This is a genomic window from Vibrio sp. 10N.247.311.13, from assembly GCF_041467595.1.
GTDB classification, from domain to species: domain Bacteria; phylum Pseudomonadota; class Gammaproteobacteria; order Enterobacterales; family Vibrionaceae; genus Vibrio; species Vibrio crassostreae_C.
Genome location: NZ_JBFSUX010000046.1, coordinates 11,698 through 33,091, shown reverse-complemented (window position 1 = coordinate 33,091; position 21,394 = coordinate 11,698). Strand labels below are relative to the sequence as shown.

Annotated in this window: 21 protein-coding genes; 4 read left to right on the top strand and 17 right to left on the bottom strand. The window is 44.1% G+C overall.

Translation table 11 applies throughout. From position 1 onward, the window contains the following. Positions 1 to 558: 558 nt before the first annotated feature. Both AB6E52_RS16950 and AB6E52_RS16945 read right to left on the bottom strand, forming a co-directional pair. A complete protein-coding gene (locus tag AB6E52_RS16950; RefSeq protein ID WP_372024260.1) occupies positions 559 to 966 on the bottom strand; it encodes an H-NS family nucleoid-associated regulatory protein in 408 nt (135 codons plus the stop codon). 176 nt (positions 967 to 1,142) lie between these two features. Continuing rightward, positions 1,143 to 1,742: a DUF2913 family protein gene (locus tag AB6E52_RS16945; RefSeq protein ID WP_372024263.1), complete on the bottom strand. Its 600-nt coding sequence runs from the start codon at positions 1,740 to 1,742 to the stop codon at positions 1,143 to 1,145. A 149-nt stretch (positions 1,743 to 1,891) separates the two neighbouring features. On the opposite strand from AB6E52_RS16945, the gene traD reads away from it, so the two are divergent. Both traD and traI read left to right on the top strand, forming a co-directional pair. Then, positions 1,892 to 3,979: a type IV conjugative transfer system coupling protein TraD gene (traD, locus tag AB6E52_RS16940; RefSeq protein WP_372024266.1), complete on the top strand. Its 2,088-nt coding sequence runs from the start codon at positions 1,892 to 1,894 to the stop codon at positions 3,977 to 3,979. A 520-nt stretch (positions 3,980 to 4,499) separates the two neighbouring features. Beyond that, positions 4,500 to 10,277 carry a conjugative transfer relaxase/helicase TraI gene (gene traI, locus AB6E52_RS16935; RefSeq protein WP_372024268.1) on the top strand — a complete coding sequence of 1,926 codons (5,778 nt, stop codon included), beginning with the start codon at positions 4,500 to 4,502 and terminating at the stop codon, positions 10,275 to 10,277. An 18-nt stretch (positions 10,278 to 10,295) separates the two neighbouring features. Here the strand turns inward: traI and AB6E52_RS16930 are convergent, their stop codons facing one another. The 13 genes from AB6E52_RS16930 to AB6E52_RS16870 all read right to left on the bottom strand — a co-directional run bounded on the left by AB6E52_RS16930 (position 10,296) and on the right by AB6E52_RS16870 (position 19,578). Then, on the bottom strand, positions 10,296 to 10,655 hold the full coding sequence (locus AB6E52_RS16930) for a hypothetical protein (protein ID WP_017085512.1): 360 nt from the start codon (positions 10,653 to 10,655) through the stop codon (positions 10,296 to 10,298). A 589-nt stretch (positions 10,656 to 11,244) separates the two neighbouring features. After that, a complete protein-coding gene (locus AB6E52_RS16925) occupies positions 11,245 to 11,688 on the bottom strand; it encodes a lytic transglycosylase domain-containing protein (RefSeq protein ID WP_029189388.1) in 444 nt (147 codons plus the stop codon). Between the two features lie 55 nt (positions 11,689 to 11,743). Then, the gene (locus tag AB6E52_RS16920; RefSeq protein ID WP_371979999.1) at positions 11,744 to 12,079 is read right to left on the bottom strand and encodes a type I restriction endonuclease subunit M; all 336 of its coding nucleotides are present in this window, start codon (positions 12,077 to 12,079) and stop codon (positions 11,744 to 11,746) included. A 75-nt stretch (positions 12,080 to 12,154) separates the two neighbouring features. Beyond that, complete coding sequence (locus tag AB6E52_RS16915) at positions 12,155 to 12,541, bottom strand: hypothetical protein (RefSeq protein ID WP_371980000.1); 387 nt, start codon at positions 12,539 to 12,541, stop codon at positions 12,155 to 12,157. 40 nt (positions 12,542 to 12,581) lie between these two features. Beyond that, positions 12,582 to 12,965: a hypothetical protein gene (locus tag AB6E52_RS16910; protein WP_249633785.1), complete on the bottom strand. Its 384-nt coding sequence runs from the start codon at positions 12,963 to 12,965 to the stop codon at positions 12,582 to 12,584. 717 nt (positions 12,966 to 13,682) lie between these two features. After that, positions 13,683 to 13,946: a DUF1640 domain-containing protein gene (locus AB6E52_RS16905; protein WP_102258136.1), complete on the bottom strand. Its 264-nt coding sequence runs from the start codon at positions 13,944 to 13,946 to the stop codon at positions 13,683 to 13,685. A 103-nt stretch (positions 13,947 to 14,049) separates the two neighbouring features. Continuing rightward, positions 14,050 to 14,535: a DNA repair protein RadC gene (gene radC / locus AB6E52_RS16900; RefSeq protein ID WP_016799664.1), complete on the bottom strand. Its 486-nt coding sequence runs from the start codon at positions 14,533 to 14,535 to the stop codon at positions 14,050 to 14,052. A 51-nt stretch (positions 14,536 to 14,586) separates the two neighbouring features. Then, complete coding sequence (locus AB6E52_RS16895; protein WP_371980001.1) at positions 14,587 to 15,018, bottom strand: hypothetical protein; 432 nt, start codon at positions 15,016 to 15,018, stop codon at positions 14,587 to 14,589. Between the two features lie 1,106 nt (positions 15,019 to 16,124). After that, positions 16,125 to 16,838, bottom strand: a complete 714-nt coding sequence (locus AB6E52_RS16890; RefSeq protein ID WP_371980002.1) for a hypothetical protein — start codon at positions 16,836 to 16,838, stop codon at positions 16,125 to 16,127. A 23-nt stretch (positions 16,839 to 16,861) separates the two neighbouring features. Further along, complete coding sequence (locus tag AB6E52_RS16885) at positions 16,862 to 17,233, bottom strand: hypothetical protein (protein ID WP_102332444.1); 372 nt, start codon at positions 17,231 to 17,233, stop codon at positions 16,862 to 16,864. A gap of 182 nt (positions 17,234 to 17,415) precedes the next feature. After that, a complete protein-coding gene (locus tag AB6E52_RS16880; RefSeq protein WP_372134411.1) occupies positions 17,416 to 17,799 on the bottom strand; it encodes a hypothetical protein in 384 nt (127 codons plus the stop codon). Positions 17,800 to 17,809: 10 nt separating this feature from the next. Beyond that, positions 17,810 to 18,784 (bottom strand): ParB/RepB/Spo0J family partition protein, encoded by a 975-nt coding sequence (locus tag AB6E52_RS16875; protein WP_371980004.1) that lies wholly within the window; start codon positions 18,782 to 18,784, stop codon positions 17,810 to 17,812. After that, a complete protein-coding gene (locus tag AB6E52_RS16870; RefSeq protein ID WP_371980005.1) occupies positions 18,781 to 19,578 on the bottom strand; it encodes a ParA family protein in 798 nt (265 codons plus the stop codon). The genes AB6E52_RS16875 and AB6E52_RS16870 overlap by 4 nt, the downstream gene beginning before the upstream one ends. 262 nt (positions 19,579 to 19,840) lie before the next feature. Between AB6E52_RS16870 and AB6E52_RS16865 the strand changes: the two genes are divergently transcribed. After that, positions 19,841 to 20,422: a DUF2913 family protein gene (locus AB6E52_RS16865; RefSeq protein ID WP_371980006.1), complete on the top strand. Its 582-nt coding sequence runs from the start codon at positions 19,841 to 19,843 to the stop codon at positions 20,420 to 20,422. 94 nt (positions 20,423 to 20,516) lie between these two features. On the opposite strand, the gene AB6E52_RS16860 is transcribed toward AB6E52_RS16865, so the two are convergent. Continuing rightward, complete coding sequence (locus AB6E52_RS16860; RefSeq protein WP_210457301.1) at positions 20,517 to 20,726, bottom strand: hypothetical protein; 210 nt, start codon at positions 20,724 to 20,726, stop codon at positions 20,517 to 20,519. Beyond that, positions 20,710 to 21,027, bottom strand: coding sequence for a hypothetical protein (locus AB6E52_RS16855; RefSeq protein ID WP_371980007.1), 318 nt, complete (start codon positions 21,025 to 21,027; stop codon positions 20,710 to 20,712). Before AB6E52_RS16855 ends, AB6E52_RS16860 begins: the two co-directional genes overlap by 17 nt. A 143-nt stretch (positions 21,028 to 21,170) precedes the next feature. Here AB6E52_RS16855 and AB6E52_RS16850 point away from each other — a divergent pair. Then, on the top strand, positions 21,171 to 21,394 hold a 224-nt coding region (locus AB6E52_RS16850; protein ID WP_372189964.1), incomplete at its 3' end, for a hypothetical protein.

Sequence of the window (21,394 nt, the reverse complement as noted above, 5' to 3'; positions counted from 1 at the left end):
ACCAACTAAGCCTATTGAATTGCATAAATTACCAGTTGCGTAATAAGGCGCGAGTCAACTACTTGCGTTAACCTCCCAACTGAGCTTTCCTATAGCTGTAGTAATCCATGAATTGCTAATGTTGGATTTCCTGAAACACACTTCTGTCCAAAAACGTGTTTCAGATGATTGGTTTCAAGAGTGATCACCAAGCGATTCTGTCGTACCTTAATTACCAAGTAACATGACGCAATAAGAGATGGCCTAAGAAACAGTCTTCAACATTCAGCCCTTATAAATAAAGGGTTGGCGACTCACATTGGACTTTCCTCTGAAATAGGTACAGCCCCCCCTATTCGTTGAAATGCTAGAAGCTCATTAATGGTATTTTATTCGTATTATGGTCATATTTCGGCGCTTTTTTTTGCGTCTCCGAGCCCTTTCATAAATACCGTCTCTGACTTCAGTAAGGTATCATTCTCGTCGAAATGTTGGGTCATTGTGGGCTTATCTCTCTCGTGATAAATAAGCCCTGCAGGCCTGGCTATGATAAGTAGTCCATTGCTTGAGTAAAAGAAACTAGCGCTTAATCAAAAAATCATCAATGGATTGACCCGCATCTAATTTCGTTTGAATGGCCGCAGGTGTGCGACCTTGTCCTGTCCATGTTTTTTTAGTGCCGCTCTCATCAGTGTATTGGTATTTCGCGGGTCTTGGTTGACGAATTTTTTTTGTTTTTGGCTGTCCAGAGAGCGCGGCCAGTAAGTCCTCTACCCCTATTCCACTCTCTGATATTTGTTTTGCCATTTCAGCCACTTTGGCCTCTTTTTCTGCGCGCGCTTCACGTTCAGCTTCTTCGCTTTCCTGGCGTTCCAGATACACGGTTGTTAATTTATCCAGTGCGTCTTCAAGCTGCTCAAAAGTTAATTCTCGAGAGAATGCTCGCAAAGTGCGAATGTTCAGTAACGTTTTAATCATTGGGTTCATGTTAAGCCTATTTATTGTTGAGTTTTTATATGACTAAGCGGCAGCATATATAATGCTTGTCGAAGTGTGTGTCAAAATTCATTTGAAAGTAGTGATGCTTTGTTAACTGGGTCTCATATAAAAGCTGAGATGGCATAGAGGGGGAGAAATAAAGAGGTCATTGTCCAACAACGCGCTTATCGCTCACTTTTTGGGGAGGAAATGCGATGCAAGAGTAAGTGAATCACTTCATGGTTATCCACATGCTCGATTTCTACGCGATAGACACCTTTGGCTTGCACGGCCTCAATCAGCGCTTTGAGGCGCGTCGTTTTGACAGTCATCACCAAGGATTTGATTTGGTTATTGACTTTATCAAACCCTTCTTCAATTTCTGACTGGGTCATGTACAAGGTCTCCTCCTCGCTCGCTTTGTCGGGATGGTCGAGCTTGGAAGGAAACTGGTGCTGCTCATTGAGGTCTGTCAGCATGAGATAGAGTTCATCCGCCTGTGACAATCGAGCCTGAAACTCAAGATTCAGTTGATTGACCGTCCACAACTTTTGCTCAAGATTGCCTCTGGTTTGGCGACCAATAGTGAGCATGGTTTTTAGGTCGTTTTTGCACACAGAGAATTGAGCCTGCTTTACTTTCGGTTTGAGGTATTTCACCAAAAAGGCATTGCGTTTCTTGACCGTCCAAAACCCGCCTTGCTGACTCATAGTGCAATAGAGCGTCAGCAGTGAATGGGTAACCAGCTCATCCAGAGCTAGGTAGTGTTTTAAATTTTGACTCATCAAAGCGCTCTGTTTATCCAATCAGTCGCACAGTGTATCAAATCCCCAATGAAAATCATGGCGTAAGCGCGGCCTTTCCTTTGAATGGCAGTGAATACGTTCATTTCACCACTTTACCTTCAACGCCAACTCTTAAATAAGGAGCGACGATGCGTACCCGTAAGAAAAGTAACCATTTTACCCGAGGTGGCCAAGTCACCTTCCATTCCATTCGAATGTTCTTTCAAGTCAACAACACCCTCATCAAGTTCATTGGTTTTGGGATGTTATTGGCTACCCTCGCCCTGACACTGTGGCAAGCTCCGCGTCACGCCTTTTGGGGTGAGTTCTATTACTGGCGGAACATTTTATACGCTAAGTTCGGCAAACCATTAGACAGTTTGGTGACCACTGTGTGGGACGGTGAGCGCTACCAGTCCACGCTCGCGTCTCAGCTTGAAAATGCCGTGCTTCTCGATATTCACGCCGAGGTGTGGCGAAACTTCCAAGTCTATTACCTCATTTCGATGTTGGTCGGATTCTTCATCTTTTATTTGCTGCAGCGTTTTTTCAAAGAGCAAGGCGAGAAACAGAGTGAAGACTTTCATGTGCGTGGTTTTCGCCTGGTTGAACCACAAGTCTTAACCAAGATGCAAATCAAGCGCGCGAAAGTCAACCGTAAGCGCGGCTATGGCAATGGCACCATTTCTAAATTTAAGATTGATGGCCATGCGCTGCTCAAACAATCGTTTGAGGTGCAACATCTGCTCATTGATGGCACCACGGGCGCGGGTAAATCAGTGATGATCCGCAAACTGGTGCGATGGATACGAGCACGTGGCGACAAAGCCATCATCTATGACAAAGGGTGTGTGTTCACCAGTAAGTTTTATCGTCCTGAGACCGACGTCATATTGAACCCGTTTGATGCTCGATGCGCGAATTGGGACGTGTGGTGCGACGCGAAAGACGCCCCCGACTTTGAGAACATGGCCGCGGCCCTCATCCCACAACACGGTGATGGCGATCCGTTTTGGGTTGACTCGGCGCGCACCATTTTTTCATCCACCGCCTTTCGCATGAGCCAGGACAATAAACCCGCGACGACCGCACGCCTATTGAGTTTAATTTTGACCAGTGAGCTTGAAGCATTAGGTAATTTTCTTGAAGGCACCGAGGCGGCCGCCCTGGCATCGAAGGACATCAAGAAAACCGCGATTTCCATCAAGTCGGTGTTGGCCACCTACATGAAAAGCATGCGTTTTTTAGACGGTCTTGATGATGAGCATCGAGACGAAGCGCTGCAGAAGAAGTTTTCTATTACAGACTGGGTGCAAGACGATAAGCAAACCGGGTTTTTGTTCTTATCGAGTAACGCGCAGCAGCATGCGTCACTGCGACCGCTCATCTCCATGTGGTTGGCTATCGCGTCCAACGCCATTTTAGGATTAGAAGCCGATGAAGACCGCCGCATTTGGGTATTGATGGATGAAATGCCCAGCCTTCACAAACTGCCAGAATTGGGTTCCATCATAGCCGAAGTGAGAAAATTTGGCGGGTGCTACTTAATTGGTATCCAATCGTACGCGCAGTTGGTGAAAACCTATGGCAAGAACGCCGCCGATGAGATGTTTGATTTGTTGAACACGCGCTTTTTCTTTCGTGCTCCTTCCGCACAAATGGCGCAAATCTCTTCCAAAGACTTGGGGGAGCAAGAAGTCGATATTTCTAAAGAAAACGTGTCGTACGGTGCGAACACGCTGCGTGATGGCGTGTCATTGGGCCACCAAACGGTTACAAGACCTGTGGTATCCCCGAGTGAGATACAAGCCCTGGACGATTTGCAGTGTTACCTACGCACACCAGGCGTTGACCTCATCACCAAACTGGATTTGGAGTTCGATGTCATGAAAGACATCTGCCCTTCTTTCAATAAACGAAGCGTGACATTGTCACAGCCTATGCAGGAGGCCTATGCCCAAGCCACCTACTACGAAAGCGTCGCACCGAGCCTTCACCTATCTAAAGAAGAGCAGCAACCCCTTCTCGACCTGCAACAAGCCAAGTTCGATTCAAAAGAAGAGATGCTCAACGAGGCAAGCCAAATGAAAAAAGCGATGCAAAGTAACACCGTGCAAGCGATGGTCGAGTCAAAGGTTCGAGACAATCACGAGTACCAGGAGCAAGCGCAACGCACCATTGAAGAGCAAGCCATCTCGCCGGAAATAGAAATGGAAGCGGGCGATATGGTTGAATAGCGCATCAAATAGTCGATAGCCACACATGACAGAACGAGACCTTGGTCGTCTCACTCTTATTTTCCGCACTTTGTCTTATGCAGATCACCGAGAGTCCATTTCAATGGACGCAACTTTTCATCGCGTCCAGGGGCTCTTTATCACTGTATGGTTTAAAGCGCATCGTGGTGGTTTTTGTTAAAAAACGCCCCAACACTCCTCATTACATTGTACTCACCTCTGCAGGGTTCGCTTTACTCCTGAGCATCAGCATGGAGTACTCGTTATTTGGTTTATTGCATTCGATAGGCCTGATTTTCCTGTACTTGGCACTCATCGTGTCAAAAAGTGCACTGACTCAATCTTAGTTACTACTAAACATTTAGTTATAGTGCACTATAAACGAACATAGAGCCTTATCATCTCGAATCATCACTATACAAAGCCTTGCAATGGCAAGGCTTTGTAATTCCGTATCCCGTTATTACCACCGCTCAGTTTTGCTGCTAGCGGCGATGTGCGTTGCACAAGGAAAAGACTCATGCTTTCTATTAGCCCATTGAAATCCGCTTCTGGCGCTGCCAAATATTACCTCAGCGAAGAAAACCCCAAAGACCTACCTGACGTCTCTTTAGAAAAAGACGCGGGCGATAACTACTACCTCAAGGAGCAAGACCAGGAAGAAAACACCTTCTGGCATGGCAAGTTGGCCATCGAAGCGGGACTGACGGGTAAACCCGTAGAGCAAGCCACCCTAGAATCGGTGCTTTCAGGAAACCTGGGTGGTGAAACCATTAAAGGGAAACGAGAAAAACACAAATCTGGCTTCGACCTGACCTTTTCTGCGCCCAAATCCCTCAGCGTTCTTGCGCTTATTGGCGGAGATAACCGCCTCATTGAAGCGCACAATAACGCCGTGAAGTTCGCCTTAACAGAGCTGGAGAAAGACGTAGCACAAGTCAAAGTCACCCATGAGAAAGGCGTTCAAGAATACGAAAATACGGATTCGATGCTATTTGCAGTCGTGCGCCACAAGACCAGCCGTGAAAATGACATGCAAGTGCACTCGCACGCGCTAGCCGCTAACATGACGCGCGATAAAGAAGGAGATTTACGCGCTTTATCAACCAGCCTAAAACAAAAAGGGGGCGTGATTAACGGGACCGGCGAGCGTATTTACAACTTCCAAAAATACTACGGGATCTTGTACCAGAGCCAATTAGCTAAAGAGGCAGAAACCCTCGGTTATTCCACGCGAGGCGTCGGCAACGGTCAGTTCGAAATCAGCGGTGTCCCTCAGCCTATTCTTGATGCGTCGTCCACTCGCAAACAACAAATTGACCAACGCACACTCGATTTAGGCTTTGACTCTCGCGCGGCGAAAGACGTAGCCAACCTCGATACTCGTAAAAGCAAAACCTACCAGAGCAGTGACAGCCTCAACAAACAGTGGCAAAGCACCGTAAAAGAGCAAGGGTATGACCCCGCAGAGCTTGTCACCATGGCGCAACAAGTGAAAGAAGCGCAAAACACCCCACCACTTGGTGAAACCAAAGCCGCCATCAGCAGAGCCATTGACCATCTAGGGCAATACAGCACCGCGTTACACCTAGAAAAAATCATTGAACTCACCGCCTCAGAGTTCACCAAAGGCGGCGTGCAACTCAACGCCCTTGATATCAAAAAAGTCGCGGATGAAATGATTAAGCAGGGCGACTTGATTGGACTCAATCACAAAGGGCAATACACCACCAAAGGCTTAATTGATAACGAACAAGCGCTTATCGATAGCACCCAAGGCCGGGTGCATCACATGCGCACCCACGTTGAATCCAGCACGCTCAACAAGCTCGCTATCCCTGAAAACCAGCAGCGTATACTGACCGACCTGTACCACTCCACCAAACAGTTCCATGTGGTCAATGTACACGGCTCATCACAAAGCATTGCGCAGCAGCTACTCAATGTAGGCAATCACAGCGGTAAGCGTGTCCAATTGGTCTCCCAAAGCGTGAAAGCCAAGACAGAGGGTATGGAGAGCGTACAGCGCAAGAGTCAAACACTCAGCGCTTGGGTTGGTCAGCTCTTTTCACCAGAGCAGCGCCACACCACCCACAGCTTATTGCAAAGCGATACGCCGCTGACCAATAAAGACGTCTTGCTCATCGATGACGCCAATAAGATGAGCGCCAATGAATTGTTGGCCCTCACCGATAAAGCCAAACAATCGAGCAGTAAAGTGGTGATGCTTAATCGTGTATCAAGCCGTCAGGGATTTAAAGCCAATAACGCTATCTCGCTGTATCAAAAAGGCAATGTGGAGAGTCATTCTTGGGTTGGCAAGCGAGCCAGCCATACCAACGTGAAACTGCATGACAATGACACCGATAGGATAGCGCGGGTGTACTCAGACCTCCCCGATAAAGCCAACACGCAAGTGATTGCCACTTCCAGCGTCGAGCAGCGGCGGTTAACCGAAGCGATACGGGGCCAACTGAAAAATACCGGCGCCCTCGCCAGACACGAAACCACCCTATTTACTCAAGTACCTCACCACCTCTCTAAAGCGCAACAACCCCTCGTTCAACACTACAAACCAGGCATGACACTCACCCATTGGGAGAAAAACAAACCTCAGAGTTTTGTCATCGCCAGTATCGATAAAGAGAGCAACACCATGACCGCACTCAGCAAACACGATGGACAGTCACACACCTTTGACCCGTCCAGTCGCGCCTTTAAGCAGATGAAGATGCAAATTAATAAACCGCAAAGTCTCAACATCGCCCAAGGCGAACGCCTTCGAACATTAGGCAAACACTTCCCTGCTGGCTTGGACGCGAACCAAAGCTACCTTGTCACTCACCTTGACAAAGAAAGCCTCACGCTTGAGAGCAAAAGGGAAACGCAGCGCGTCAACTTAGAAAGCTTAAAAGACGCGCCGCTGCAATACGACTACGTTCACGGCGCCCACCATATTGAGCCAAAAGCCCATACTTTACTGTCTGGCAAAGCATTTACCCTATCTAAGCCCCTGATAAACGACCTGACTGAAAAAACAGAGCGCCTTGATATCTTCACCAACAAACCAGACAAAGCCCAAAGCGCACTTGAAAAAGAGCAGGTTTCCCCGTCAGCCATTGAGCGTGTACTGCAGACGCAAAACGTCAACGACCGCTACCTAAACGACGCCACCCAAGATTTGCTAAAGCAGGATGTCAGTCAAGCGCTGTCAGCACTAGCCAAAGCGCAAAACGCCCCACTCATCGAAAAAGCGGTCAGCTTTGCCCTGAACCACCTCTCAGAGCGAGAAGCGGCATTTAGCCAAAAAGCGTTAGTCGTGGAAGCTGTGCGCTACGCCTTTGAAGAAGCCGGAGGCTCTATTACCAAAGAGCAGGTTGAAACAGAGCTAACGAAACGCAGCGACACCCTTTCTGCAGAGTACAGTGACGGTACACGCTGGACAACGCAAGCCGCGCTGGAGACTGAAAAGCGTATCTTGCAAAACATCGATGATGGTAAAGGCCAACATCAGCCTTTTGCTACCCACAAACAGGTGCAAGACTTTCTCAATACCAAGCCTCGCCTAACCCAAGGGCAAAAAGACGCCATCACCCTTATCTCAACCACCAAAGACAGCTTTGTGGCCATCCAAGGATTAGCCGGTACAGGTAAGTCCACCCTGCTTGAATCCAACATTGAACTTATCCAGTTAGTGAAAGAAGCCAGCCAGCAACCAGAGCAAAGCGTCATCGGTCTTGCGCCCACGCACGCCGCGGTTGCAGAGCTAGAAAGCAAAGGTGTGAAAGCGCAAACACTGGAAAGCTTGCTCTCTGACATCAGGCAAGGCAATCGAGAAGCCAGTGATTATCAACACACCTTGTTCTTTCTCGATGAAAGCTCCATGGTCAGCAACAAGCAGGCCGATGAGTTCACAAAGCTCGTCAATGACAGTGAGTCCAAAACAGTCAAATTGGGCGATAAAGAGCAGTTATTGTCACTCAGTGCCGGTAAACCCTTTGAGCTGGCCATGAATCAAGGCCGTATCGATACTGCTTACATGACCGATATGGTACGCCCACAAAATGACACCCTGCACAATGCACAGCAAAACACCATTGATAAACAGCCGCTCAGCGCCCTAGATAAACTCCAGCAGCAAGCCCCTGATACTCAAGGCAAAAGTCAACATGTCATTTCTACGCTGGATGAAAACGACAAAGACCGACGCAGAGCGCAGCTCACCGCCACAGAGAAGCTGCCCTATGTGGTCGCCAAAGACTATTTAGAGCGCACCCCTGAAACGCGAGACAACACACTGATTATCGCGTACACCAACCAGGAGCGAGACACCATCACCGAACACATCCGTGTCGGTTTGATGAAAAAGAGTGAGTTAGGCAAAGAGAACGTCATCGCAACGAGGCTACGCTCAATCGGCGCGACCGGGGAAGAGCTCACGACCATGATGCCCTATCAAAAAGGCTTGATACTGAGCACCAAGCCCGGTGAGTACGCGACAATCACGCACGTGGATTCAGAGCATGGCGTAGTAACACTTCAAGACGCGAGTACAGGTAAGACAAGGCCGTTCTTACCGCGTAACCGTGACCACCGCTTCACCACCCTGTTCTCTACGTCAGAAAAGCCACTTTCAACCGGCGATAAAATCATCACCCGTTTTACCGATAAAGAGCGCGGCATTAAAGCCAACGTGAAGTACCGCATCACGCAAGCGACTACAGACAATGTTATCGCTCAATCTAAGACAGGACAAACACTCAACCTTAACCCTAATGCGCTTAAAGACGGGCACTGGGACTACGCTTACAGTCGGACCGCAGACATGGCGCAAGGGTCCACCTATCAACACGTCATTAGCGCGATACAAAGCAAAGGCGCACTGACCAACTTAAGACGCGCTGGTATCGATGTGACTCGTGCCAGTCAGCACATTCGGCTCTATACCGACAACACCAAACAATTGGTCAAAAGCTGGCTTTCTAAAGAGAGCCACAAAGCCAGTGCGATAGAAACCCTTAACCAAATCCCACCCAAAGACACCACTTACTTTAACCGTAATGCCCTCCCTCATGAGGACGTCCGATTCCAAAATAAAAGCGGTGACTTTGACTACAACACATTTAGGGAGCACATCAATACGCAACTACCCAAATACACCGAAAGCCTCGCCATTCAGTTATTAGGCCAGCCGAATCAATCCAAATCAGACCGGGATTATTTAACCTTTGGCATTGGTAAATCGGCGATTAAAGTCACCTTAACTGGAGAGTATCGTGGGTATTTCAAAGACTACACCACAGGCGAAAAAGGCGCATTGATTAACCTAATCATGAGTCATAAGGAAATGAATTATAAAGCCGCGATGAATGAAGCGCACAAGATGCTCAACGAGCCAGATAAATATCAATTGGAGGAAAACAATAAACACGACAAATTACTGAGCACCACCCCAAGGCATATTGCGCAGTTTGAAGAACGGGCTAAAGATTATATCAATCAAAGCTTACCGATGGATAACACGTTGGCCCAAACGTACTTAAACAAGCTCGGTGTCAATAACATTGAAAATAACCAGGTTAAGTTCCACCCAGCGGTCTATTCATCCGAAGATAGATCTCTTCATCCTGCGATGTTAACCAACATCCACAATAAAGAAGGTGAAACTAAAGCCATTGAAGTGACCTATTTAGACACTCAAGGAAATAAAGACACCTCCCTAGATATTAACCCAAGAACCCTAGGCACAAAGTCCAAACAATTAACCCAATTCCATCAAGGAGAGAATTTAAACACCACCATCATCAGTACCTCGATTGAACACTCTTTCTTAATTAGAGACCAAACCCAAGGGCAGATTGATATTATCAATGTCAATCATAAGAACGACATTCAAAACATCTCCACCGATGAACTGAGACAGAACATCATTATTGTATTAAATCACGGCAATCACGATTTAAACCCGAACAACATTGAGAAAATCGTCGAGAACTTTAATGGCCGAGACATTCAATTCATGTCAGACGATAACCTTAAAGAGGACATTAAATCGTGCATTGATAAACTAGAGCGAGATAACAGCGCACATAACATTGAATTAAGTGAGTCACATATTTCTCATCAAGAGAGCGAATTAGACACCCTCAACTATAATGAGAAAAAAGAAACCGACAGCCAATCACTCGACCACTTTGAGGCAAAAGAATATTCCCCTCAACAAGAGATGGCATTGAATCACTCAGAGAAAGAGAGTCATTGGGAAGACAAAGAAATCGACAGAGAGTTAGAGCGATAATATAAGGGTAGCCACTGGCTACCCTTTTTTTTCGCCTTCAAGATACTCGTCGACACTTTTATCAACCAAAGCGGTGTTGGATTTTCTTTGCTCAATAGAGTCGGCTTTGTTCTTATAATAACTCTCCCCATCAAAGCTATGTGCTAAATTTAAATTTAGCACGCCTTGTACCTGCCTAACTCTACGATACGTTTCTTCCATCAACTCACGGTTCGACGGCCGCTCATCGTCACTGTCATTCAGTTTGATGCGCAACGCCAAGGTAAAAAGCTGACGAGTTGCCTCGGCATCACTTAACTTTTCTCTGTCTCTGAACTTCTTAAAATCTTGCTCTAGCTTCCCTCGAAGGGAGCTTTGTAAAGGGTAAGAACGTGACATAATTTAGTTTTTTCTCCTCAATGAATGTCAATGAAGCCCACTTTCAAGCCCCAATGAAATCCAATAAATTTTCAATGAAAACCCATTGTACTTAGTTTTAAAAAAACCGCTACAACCTTACTGCTAAAGGGATAAATAACAATTCAATTAAATCCCATTAAATTTAGATTTAAATCACCACAATCCCTTACACAGAAAGGCGTCAATAATAATTCAATGTGATTACATATTTTCACACTGGGACTTCAGCGGCTAATTAGTTGAGATTTTGAAAATTTTTTCACGCTCTATTTCGCCTCCACCAGTAAGAATAAGTCATTGTTTTTATAGGTTTTAAATTCATCACAGACAACCATTTAAATCGTTTACGATTTAGCGTGGTGTGTGGTCACCAACTCAACTAACCAACAACTCAGAACGAATGATCTGAGTTCCTTAATCAAAGCGACGGGAAAAACTGACAGCGAAAGACAAAAGCCGACCAGGTGGCGAATGAATCTGACGAACGAGGGATGTGGGGATCTGGAAATTGAGGGAAGAAAGCGAGAGGAAAAGCTGAAGGCCTCGCACCATTATGGTGCGAGGCCTTTTATTGAACGTTCATCTTAAAATAAACCGATTGGACTTTTTGGATGTATATTTTTCTGGCGTTCTCGGTGCGTTTGGAAAAACCCGCATTATACGCGCCGACACTGTTCCAGTTATAACCATGACTAGAAAAATTAGAACTTAATACCCACGCGCCAAGATGAACATTAAAGCAAGGATTATAGATGTTTGTTTCATTCACATTAAATTCGGATAGTCGATCAAACCAATGGGAATTAATTTGCATCAATCCAAAGTCACGACTAACCACCTCACCGACTCTATTTTTATTTTCATTGTACGCGTTCGGTTTTAAGCTGCTCTCTACCGTTGCAATGGATTTTAAAAGCTGTGGATCGACATTATAAAATCGCCCTGCCTCATCAAAGCAAAAAGCCCAACTGAAACACGGCGATAACAACGAAAGATAAAGTAATGGTTTCATCATAAAAAAGAGCCCTAATAATAGGACTCTCATTTTATGCCATCCCATTGAGATATCAATATTCACAAGGTAATAAAATTGTGGTCACGCTGCGGTCACGTTCAGTTATTATCCAAACCGATTGATCACAAATCGTATAATTCGATATCACTCGCTCGCCTGTTTTGGTTGCTTCGTCATTGGTGATTTTATCTTCAATGCAAGTCTCTCCCCAATCTCCACTTTGGTGACGCTGCAAATAAATCGACAAGTTAACACCGACATTATTATCTAATAACTGCTCAATACCTTGCGTATAGACCACTTTACCCAACAAAAACGGTACGGCCGTACAAAAGTAACATTTTTCTTTCGTTTCTTCTCTATCTTGTGTAGCATTCAGAATGTTCATTAAATCTAACTCCGATGTAATTGAACATGCCTTGATATTTGATGGAACAAATATCAAGGCGCTTTAATTTCAGGTTTAATAAACGTCTTCCGTTTTACGAATGTGATTAAACACTTCATAAATCTCATCGTATGAAATGCCATACCCTTCGAGCTTTTCCACACAATCACAAATATCATTGGTGTAGAAACACTCATGATTAAATAACTCACGGCGAATGATCGCCTTTTTCCCGTTCTCCTTGATATCTTCGGCGATCCCTTCTTGAGCGATAGAATCTAAACGAGTCATTAATTGCTTCGCGTTATCGGTGGGGCAAATTAACCCCATACCTAGCGACGCGTATTTCACGCCCTCTTTTTTTCCCTCATCGAACTGTTGATTAGAAAAAGCAAAGAACGCCCCGGTCTCATTAAAAGCCTGAGTTTGTTTGTCTTGAATATAGTGTGAGAGATATTTCATTATTTAAGTCTCCATTTTATAATTAGGGGGTATCAACTCTTTATACTTCGATATATTGATGGCTATCTGTCACCCACCCCATGACGACAGCACGACTATTCAGCCCGACTTTATTCGTCTCAGTAATCACATGACCTCTCGCGATGCCTTGCCCCCAGTACGGCTTATTGAGTTCTGTTTCTGGGAACAAAACCGTCAGTTCTTGCCAAACACTTGAATGTCTTGCTCTTGCTTTTACATGAGCGGCAATCACGACTATATCTTCCACAGACTTTAATTCTGATAGGGCAATATCACGACTTAGCCCTACTGGTTGCACGCGCTTAGAGATATCATTTTTTGGTGAGCTTTCGTGCTCCAGCGGCGAAACGCTGGTCACTGAATTTGAATTAGAAAGAGTTAGGTTTGAATTTTGTTGCGCCATGAGGATTTTCCTTTTGTTTGAGTATCACTTTTCGGAGCCGCTTGGCTGTCCGCTCTCTCACCATCGTTCTGCTTTGCAAGGGCGCGCAGCGTTCATTTACCCTTGCAAATCAGGTTGTGGGGAGAGACGGTTAACAGCCTGCGAGCCCGTAAATGATGCGAGTGAAAGGAAATCGGCGCATAAGAAAACAAGCCTTACTCGAACTTATTCAAAGGCAGGGAGAGCAACGAGGAGGCACGACGAGGCGCAACGAACGCAGTGAGAGAAGTGCGTTCAGGATTGCAGCGATATCCTTTTAGATAGGGACTGTAGAGAGGCACATTCTGGAGCGGCACGCAGTGACTCACCAGGGTGATGCCACTCTTAGGCCATAGATGAAAGATACAAGCGAAAAGCCTTGCCCCGTAGGGGTAACGCCCAATCCAAGCCCTTATTACGACGCTGTGCTTCAAATCCGCTTTAAACGAACATCATAAAAAACTCGTCAATTGAGCCCTATCAGCCACGCAACCACAAATTGACATCAATACACTGTAATACAATCAAGCACCGAGCCAATGGGCCTACAGCCCTACTGAGAGCCAGCTTGACGACCGCTTGCGGTCGAGCCTTTGGCTCAACGTCTTTTAGCGCGAGCGTTGAAGCGATCGAAGGACATAACGAGGACAAAAAAAATGCCTCTAGGATAAGAGGCATTTCAGAAAACATATTTGAACATTAAACGTTGATATGACTACCAACCCAAAACGCGGCACCGGCTACCGTCGCAATCATCGCGAAGGCTGTTGCAATAATGAGGTTTTTAAGGGAACTCACTTCATTACGAACCGTGTCGATTTTATCTGAAAGCTCATGACGAACCGCTTCGATCTTCTGATCGAGTTCTTTACGCGTATCATTTAACTGCTCTTGAGTGGCAGCATGAGCGGTTAGGTTGATCAGCTCTTCAACGCTTAATGTGACTTTGCTTGATTCAGACATAATAGAAACCTTATTTAGTTGTCTTTAGTTTACTGCATTACGTTACCGAAGTCATTCACGCCAGAATAGGCGTGAATGAGAAACATTTTTCACCAACTAATGGCTATATCCAACCACGCTCCGCAAACGACACCACATCTTCAAAAGACACAACGAAGTGATCGAGTACTCGAATATCAACCAAGGCTAACGCGTCGGTCAATCGTCGAGTAATACGTCGATCGGCTTGGCTGGGTGTGGCATCACCGCTGGGATGGTTATGATAAAAAATGACCGCGCTTGCATTTGTGGCCAGTGACTCCTTGACCACTTCACGCGGGTAAACGGAGGCGGCGTCAATGGTGCCGTTAAACATCTCTTTTGTGCGTAAAACTCGATGCTGACTATCAAGAAAGATCACCCCAAACACTTCGCTTTCATTGGAAGCGAGTGAGGTCTGACAAAATGACTTCACCAATTCAGGGGAATTGAGTGGCGTCTGCTCTGACACAAACAACTTAGATTTTAAAATGCTCGCGGCATGGTTCAAGATATCTTTTTCTTCGACTGAGAAAAGGCTGTGATTAGAGTAGTTAGCAAGTACAGACATAATAGGTCCCTTTTAATATTTAAAGTCGTGATGGGCGGCGCTCAGTCCGTGTTATTGGCCATACAAGCTAGTCAGAAGGTCTTTCGCTATTTCTTGATGCTTAGCGGTCGTTTCAACGTTTCTCTCTTCTTTTTTCGCGTAGGCATAATCTTCTCGCATCTGTTTCACAGTCGTCACTCGGTCACACACGCTAATGCTCACGCCTTTTCCTTTTAGGCTTTCCTCCAAGATCAAAGAGTCGGTATAACCAAACTCCTTAAGTAAAATCTCATGCACTTTGACCGCTCGAACAGTCGAATTAAAGTCAGTGGAATTTACCCAGATAAGTACTTTTGAAACCGTCGCTGAAACGGTCGAACGAACTGTACGTTCAACGATCGGACAGGAGATATCATTTTTTGGTGAGCTTTCGTGCCCAGCGGCGAAACGCTGGTCGCTGAACATCAATTTAGAGAGAGTTGGGCTTGAGTGTCGTTGTGCCATGAGGAGTTTCCTTTCTGTTTGAGTATCACTTTTATGGAGCCGCTTGGCTGTCCCTACCTCAAACAGGGTTCTTCTCTGCAGGGGCGCGAAGCGTTCATTTACCCTTGCAGAGAAGGTTCTGATTGAGGAGGGTCAACAGCCTGCGAGCCCCATCAAATGATGCGAGTCGAAAGGAAAATCGGCACATAAGACAACAAGTCCTTACTCGAACTTAATGGATGTCAGTGAAAGGAGTGAGGAGGCACGACAAGCGGCAACGAGGAAGAATGACGAGGCGCAGGCGTTTAGGATTGCAGCGATATCCTTTTAGATAGGGACTGTAGAGAGGCACACTCTGGGGCGGCACGGAGTGACTCATCAGGGTGATGCCACTTTTAGGCCATAGGTGAAAGATACAAGCGAAAAGCCTTGCCCGAAGGGTAACGCCCAAGGCAAGGCTTAATTGTTCTAGAGAGAGACTAACTCTCCTATCTCCCCAAGGTCAGTCATATCCTTTAAACTAGCTCTTTATTTTCATCCTGGGACGAGGAACCATCAACTAATTCAATGATTTTCTACAACTCATCGCTCTTAATCGAACCGTTATCATTGGCCTATACCATAGCGAGTACCATTTGATAAAGCACATCAGTTCTTAATGTGCCGGCACGGCTACCAGACTATTCATATCGTTTACACATTTCCATATCAACGCTTTTACTGGCATTTAATCGAACTTGGATAGGAAAATCATTCATGATTAGCATCAACATTGATGTATTCAGCTAAACATTTAGCAATTTCGCCGTAAACACTCGTCCGGTGAGAAATCACCAAAATACGTTGTAGTCATATATCGATACTAACCCTGAAGAATAGACACATAATCCTTCCATACCCGCGTAAGGTTTGTGCTTGTCCAATTTTGCATGCAAAAGTCACAATACGAAATTGAAAGTCACTCTCTACGCGTCCAATGAGCTTTGAGTTAGGCCTAACAGAAATATTCTCATACTCTCTAAATTAATCATGAGCAATTTTGCATGCAAAATCGAGTGTCGCTTTAACGCTCTTTGAGTTTGATAGAAAAGAACGTTAAAAGAAGTAAAGAAGGGATATCGCTCAAATCAATCTTGAACAATCTTAAATTCAGATCGTTTAACTTTTGCATCAATAGCTCGGTTATATTTTTCAAGATGCTCTATCTGCGCCTTGTATCTTTCATCGACTTTACCAACAAAAGCCGCATCGAGCTTTGAAGTCAGATCAGCTAGTCTCGCTTTAGGTTCATTTATTGGCTCTCCAGAATACGTCCAGGCACCGAGAATCCAAGTAATCACACGCTCTTCTAGCTCTCGTTTAAGAGTATCAACATTGTAATGTTTCATTCGTCGGCAATGCTCTTCATCAGGAGTTACCACACCACTGTAATCCTCAATATCAAAATCGTTGATACTAAGCGTAAAACCGATTCGTAGGTCATTCAACATACATAATAGGTAGAAGTGATTTCTAGAAAAAGTTGTGAGCGGATACGAGCCTGAGCCTTTAATGTATGCAGTAGCAAGTTTCTTAGCTAAAGCCTGTCTAGCGTCTTTAGCTCGTTTTTTTTCTTGCTCATCTCTAAGTCGTTTCTCTTTAAGGTGAGTGAACTTATGTTTAACACTATCCAGGGCTTCTCTAGCTTTTTCGATCGCTTCAATTTCTTCATCACTAAACAGCGACTTAGTGTTTCGGTCTCCTAAAAGCTCCTTGGCTAAACCATTACTTAAACGCGTGAGCGCGGTTTGCTTTTTCTTGGCTTTATCTGAATCCCAATACTTGAATAGTTCTTCGTTCATAACTTAACTCCTAGAATATTTAATCAACCGAAAACACTTAACCCTTTGTCGGATATACGCCAATAGATTTTGGCCGTGTTTCTTTGGTAGCTATCACCAATAACGACTTGACCATCTTTATCTAACACTCGTCGCTCAATAAAACCCGCATCGAGTAGGAGATAGAGCACCTTATGAGAATTACTAAGACTCGGCACATCGAGCAGTTGCTCTTTCAGTGAATTAGCCTCATAGAAAAAGGTTTCATCATCTAATTTCAATCGTTCGACCTTGTCATTATCCAAGTTGTGATAACAAAGGTTCATAATCGTTAAAAGCTGGAAACAAAGTGATTGTCTAGGTAATTGAGAAAGCTCATGTAAGTGCTTAATTCTTTGTTCATATGAAAAAATCATGACGGATTCTCTTGTTTGTTTTTTTGTGTCATTGACTGCATTGACGCGACCAATCTTCGCTCATTGATTCTTGGTTTATGAGAAGTTTGGATTTAGTCTTCTCAAATAGCATACGCGCGCCAAGTTCTCAGTCTTCACGTTGTTCTTCTACATTATTTAAAAACGCCGCAACTAACGTTCAGTTATTCGTATTCGCCGGAGTTCTCATTTTGTGCTTGCTTTGCAAGTTCTAGCCACTCGCCTAATAGCACTTTCCAACTTTCATTGATTGGGTAGTCATTCAAGAGAAGAAAGCGAGCTGTAATAGCTTTTTCAATATCAGTATTTGGCAACCAATCAAGCTCAATCAACAAGTCAAAGGAAGCTCTACAAGCCCATTGAGGAGCGCGACTTTCAATAACCCAAGATTTTATTACTTCACCTGGAGGGGGGGACCTATGAGCAACATAAGACCGATCGACGGCTCTAGTCGTTATTTGTTCAATGGCTTGAGTAGCGCTGCCTTCAAAATGTAATGAGTACAACTTAATTAGGTTGGCTCGATGAGTATTCACTACTTGAGCCAACTTTTTTTTATTAGTGGACATGTTCTATCGAGTGATACCCAATCACTGCAATATCTCTGGCTGGTACTGTCAATTTCCCTGGACTAGAATCGAGCACAATAACTATTTGGCCACTTTCTGCTTGGCCATTGAGATCAATGAAGCCTTGCTCACCCTCAAACGATATTCTTATTCCATTATTTTGCGGGGTAGGGGTAGCACCTGATACTTTCGTTTGAGTGACTTCATTTAAAGTATCCTCATTCGTAACTTCTTGATTTTCATGGGAGGGTTGTTCTTCATCAACTTGTTTTGATTTAGCCTCTTTCTTAGAAGCCTTTAAGCTTTTTACGAGCTCTTTAGCTTCTTTACGTGAAACAGGGGATTCAAGAAGTTTCTTTGTTTCTACCTCACTGAGTTCTCCTGCAATACGTAGAGAGTTGACCGTATCAACATCACGGATAATGCCATTGTGATAAGCAAGTTCAATATAAGGAGGGCATTGAGCCGCCTTTCGAAAAGCGCTAATACGAGACTCAGATAAGCTCACAACATTGGCTAGATCTTTGTTCTCAACAATCCCTTGCTCTTCCATTAGCAGCTCTAAAGCGCGGCCCGTTTCAAAAGGAGTAAGGTCGTTTCTATGAAGGTTTTCTGATAGTTGCGCTAACACGGTTCCCGCGTCACGCACCAAACATTCTACGTGAGTGATTTTGTCACTCAGGTTGGCCGCTCTCCAACGACACTCACCCACTTGTATTTTGTAGCCACGAATATCTTTGTGAGTCACAACGATGGGTTGAATCTGACCGATATCGTCCATGTTTTTAGACAGTTCGGCAATGTACTCTTCATCAAAGAATTTGCGTACCTGTTCAGATGAATAGATGTCCTCTTTAGGGATCAGAACAACGCTCTCACCAGGTTTTACCTCGTTGATTTCTTCATCGAGCAACGATTTAGACTTATTGCTCATTAAAGATTTAAAGTCTTTCTTACCACTCATGACAACGCCTCCGCTCTCAATTCAAACTCTTGCATCAAAGCATCGATGTTGATGTATTCAGCTTTTTTCGCGTCATACTCAATAATGCTTTGCTTGAACGCTGAGGCTTCTGAAACTCTAGTTGTATGGATCACCTGAGTCTTGAATACCAGGTCGCCATAATCCTCAGATAACTTAGTAGCGAAGTAATCTTGCAATTGAGTTGGGACTTTTTTCACCATGTTTAGGTACATACCTAATACAGATACATCCAAACCATAAGTGTTTTTGATACGCGCTACAGACTTAAGAATTTTCGATACACCTTGAAAACTGTCTTCTTCTGCTGTGGTAGGAATTAATAAACCATCACACGCGATAAGGGCCGAGTATTGCAGGTTTCCAACAGAAGGGGCGGTGTCGATAAATACGTAGTCGTATTGTCCAGACAATTTATTGATGTTGTCAGCAAAGAAGCCAATTTCATCGTTTGTACAGTTGTTAAGACTGCTGATGTTGAAAGTAGCACCAAAGATATGAAGATTAGAATTGAGTTCGACAGGCTTACCATAGAACTCTTCATCGAAGAATGAAATGACATTCGCCTCACCGACTTTTCGAGTGATAGAGGCGGGTTTCGCTTTACTCTCATCATCTTGGTCAAAATACTTATCCGTCAAATTACATTGCGGGTCCATATCTACAACCAACACTTTTTTATTGCGCACATGAGAAAAGTAGTAAGCTAAATTTACAACAGAAGTCGTTTTACCGACTCCACCTTTTTCATTACCGATTGCGACGATTTTACCCATTGTATTACTCCTTTGAGACTGGCGTTAACGCCTGATTACAAGGTTCATACTACGGGCAATGACATAAAAAGTCAATAAGAAAAAACAGAGTTTTGCATGCAAAAGTGAACGGTTATAATTTATACACAATTTCAGGGGATAACTTCCGAATAACTTTATGGGATCTTTTCTCAGATTCCAATTATCGTGATACACCTCTTTAAGATGTTAACGTTACTTTTCTGATAAACTCGAGCTTCAGTTATCTAGATAGAATAAATTCATGAGTCGGAACCTTAAACACTATCAAGCCCTTGATGAACTTGTAACAAATTCACTTCTCGTACTGTATTGCACGATGAGTCAACAAGGCGGATTTTGGACAGCAAAAAGAAGAAACGAGCTGTTAGTAAAATTCATCAAACCAAAAGTAAAGCGCCCTCAGTTTTCGACATGCAAAAATGAACTAAAGACAATGCTCAGTATTGGCCGTAGCGGAACAGGCAACCTTGAAGAAAAGCTATGGGATATCAATCGACTGAATCTCGAGTATCAAGCCAAATTCTCACAGGCTGATGACCTCTATATCATGTTAACAGAGTTATTTGAGCAGCATCAATTCCCGTCGATGCTGGAAGATATAGAAAAAGAAATTGAACTAGACACTCTCTACATGAAAGAAAAAAGCGTAGAGCAAGGGTTTGATGAAGACAACAATCAAATAAAGCCACTGGCCATAACAGTGAAGACCAATCGATTGAAAGTGTTAATTAAAGCGCTACAAGCCAAAGGGATTTATCGTGTTGAAATTGTTAGTGAAGATAAAGATAAAGTCATTCACCTTTTACTACATCGTGAGAAGTAAGGGGACACTACTAAGGAGTGATTACTTCTATAAACATTTTGCTCTTAGTTAATATGCTCACGAAAACAAGCACATCAAGTAAGAGCAGGGGGCTCTAGCCTATTTTTTTAACAATAAGAATAGATACAGTAGGGTGGTGCTCTACTACTTTTATAACACCTCCACAGCTCCCATTTTCATGATCCCAATAGACTGTATCGCCTTTGTTTACTGGATTAACAAAATACGCAATAGTCCCTTCTGAACGCTCTACCTCTTCACTATCCTGGCTAACTATTATGAAATACTTAAATTTTTCTGTCATTTTTGTTTTCGCTCTCGTTAAATGTTCCAAAAACAGTAATTAAAGCATCAACAAACTCACCGGCTTTAACTTCACCAAGAAAACACGGCTTGAAGGAATCTGTAACCATATATTTTTTCTTAGCAGGAACGTAGATCATCGAATCTGGATTAGCCGCTAAATAGTCTTGAAAGACCTTACTCACCTTTTGACGGCCTAAGCCCAAATGACGGTAAATATCTTTACTGGTAACGTGACCATTGAGCATTAGCTTTGCATCGATCAGTTTTAATACAGCATCATCAAGTAATGGACGTGGCACGATTTTTCCTCGTTAAATAATCTCAAGCTCAATTCTACATTGGAACGATTTCGTAATGAGTCCATCAGATATAAAAAGTTTAAGACAAAGCAATACTCACTCTAGTATTATAACTTATTAAATCAAATGCTAAGAGGTAACTTGTGCATATTCAGGAAGGACATTGGGTTGTAAATATTCAAAATGAACAAGGATGCATGGTCAGCTATGATTTAACACACCTTAAAGATAAGGGGTTTGTTATAGATGAATTCGAAACAGAGTCAAAGCATTTAATCAAACTCAATATAAACATTGTTCCCACAAACCACTTATACAGTCGCGCATTTGATCAAGACAAAGATAGCATTCAAGCATTAGCTCAAAC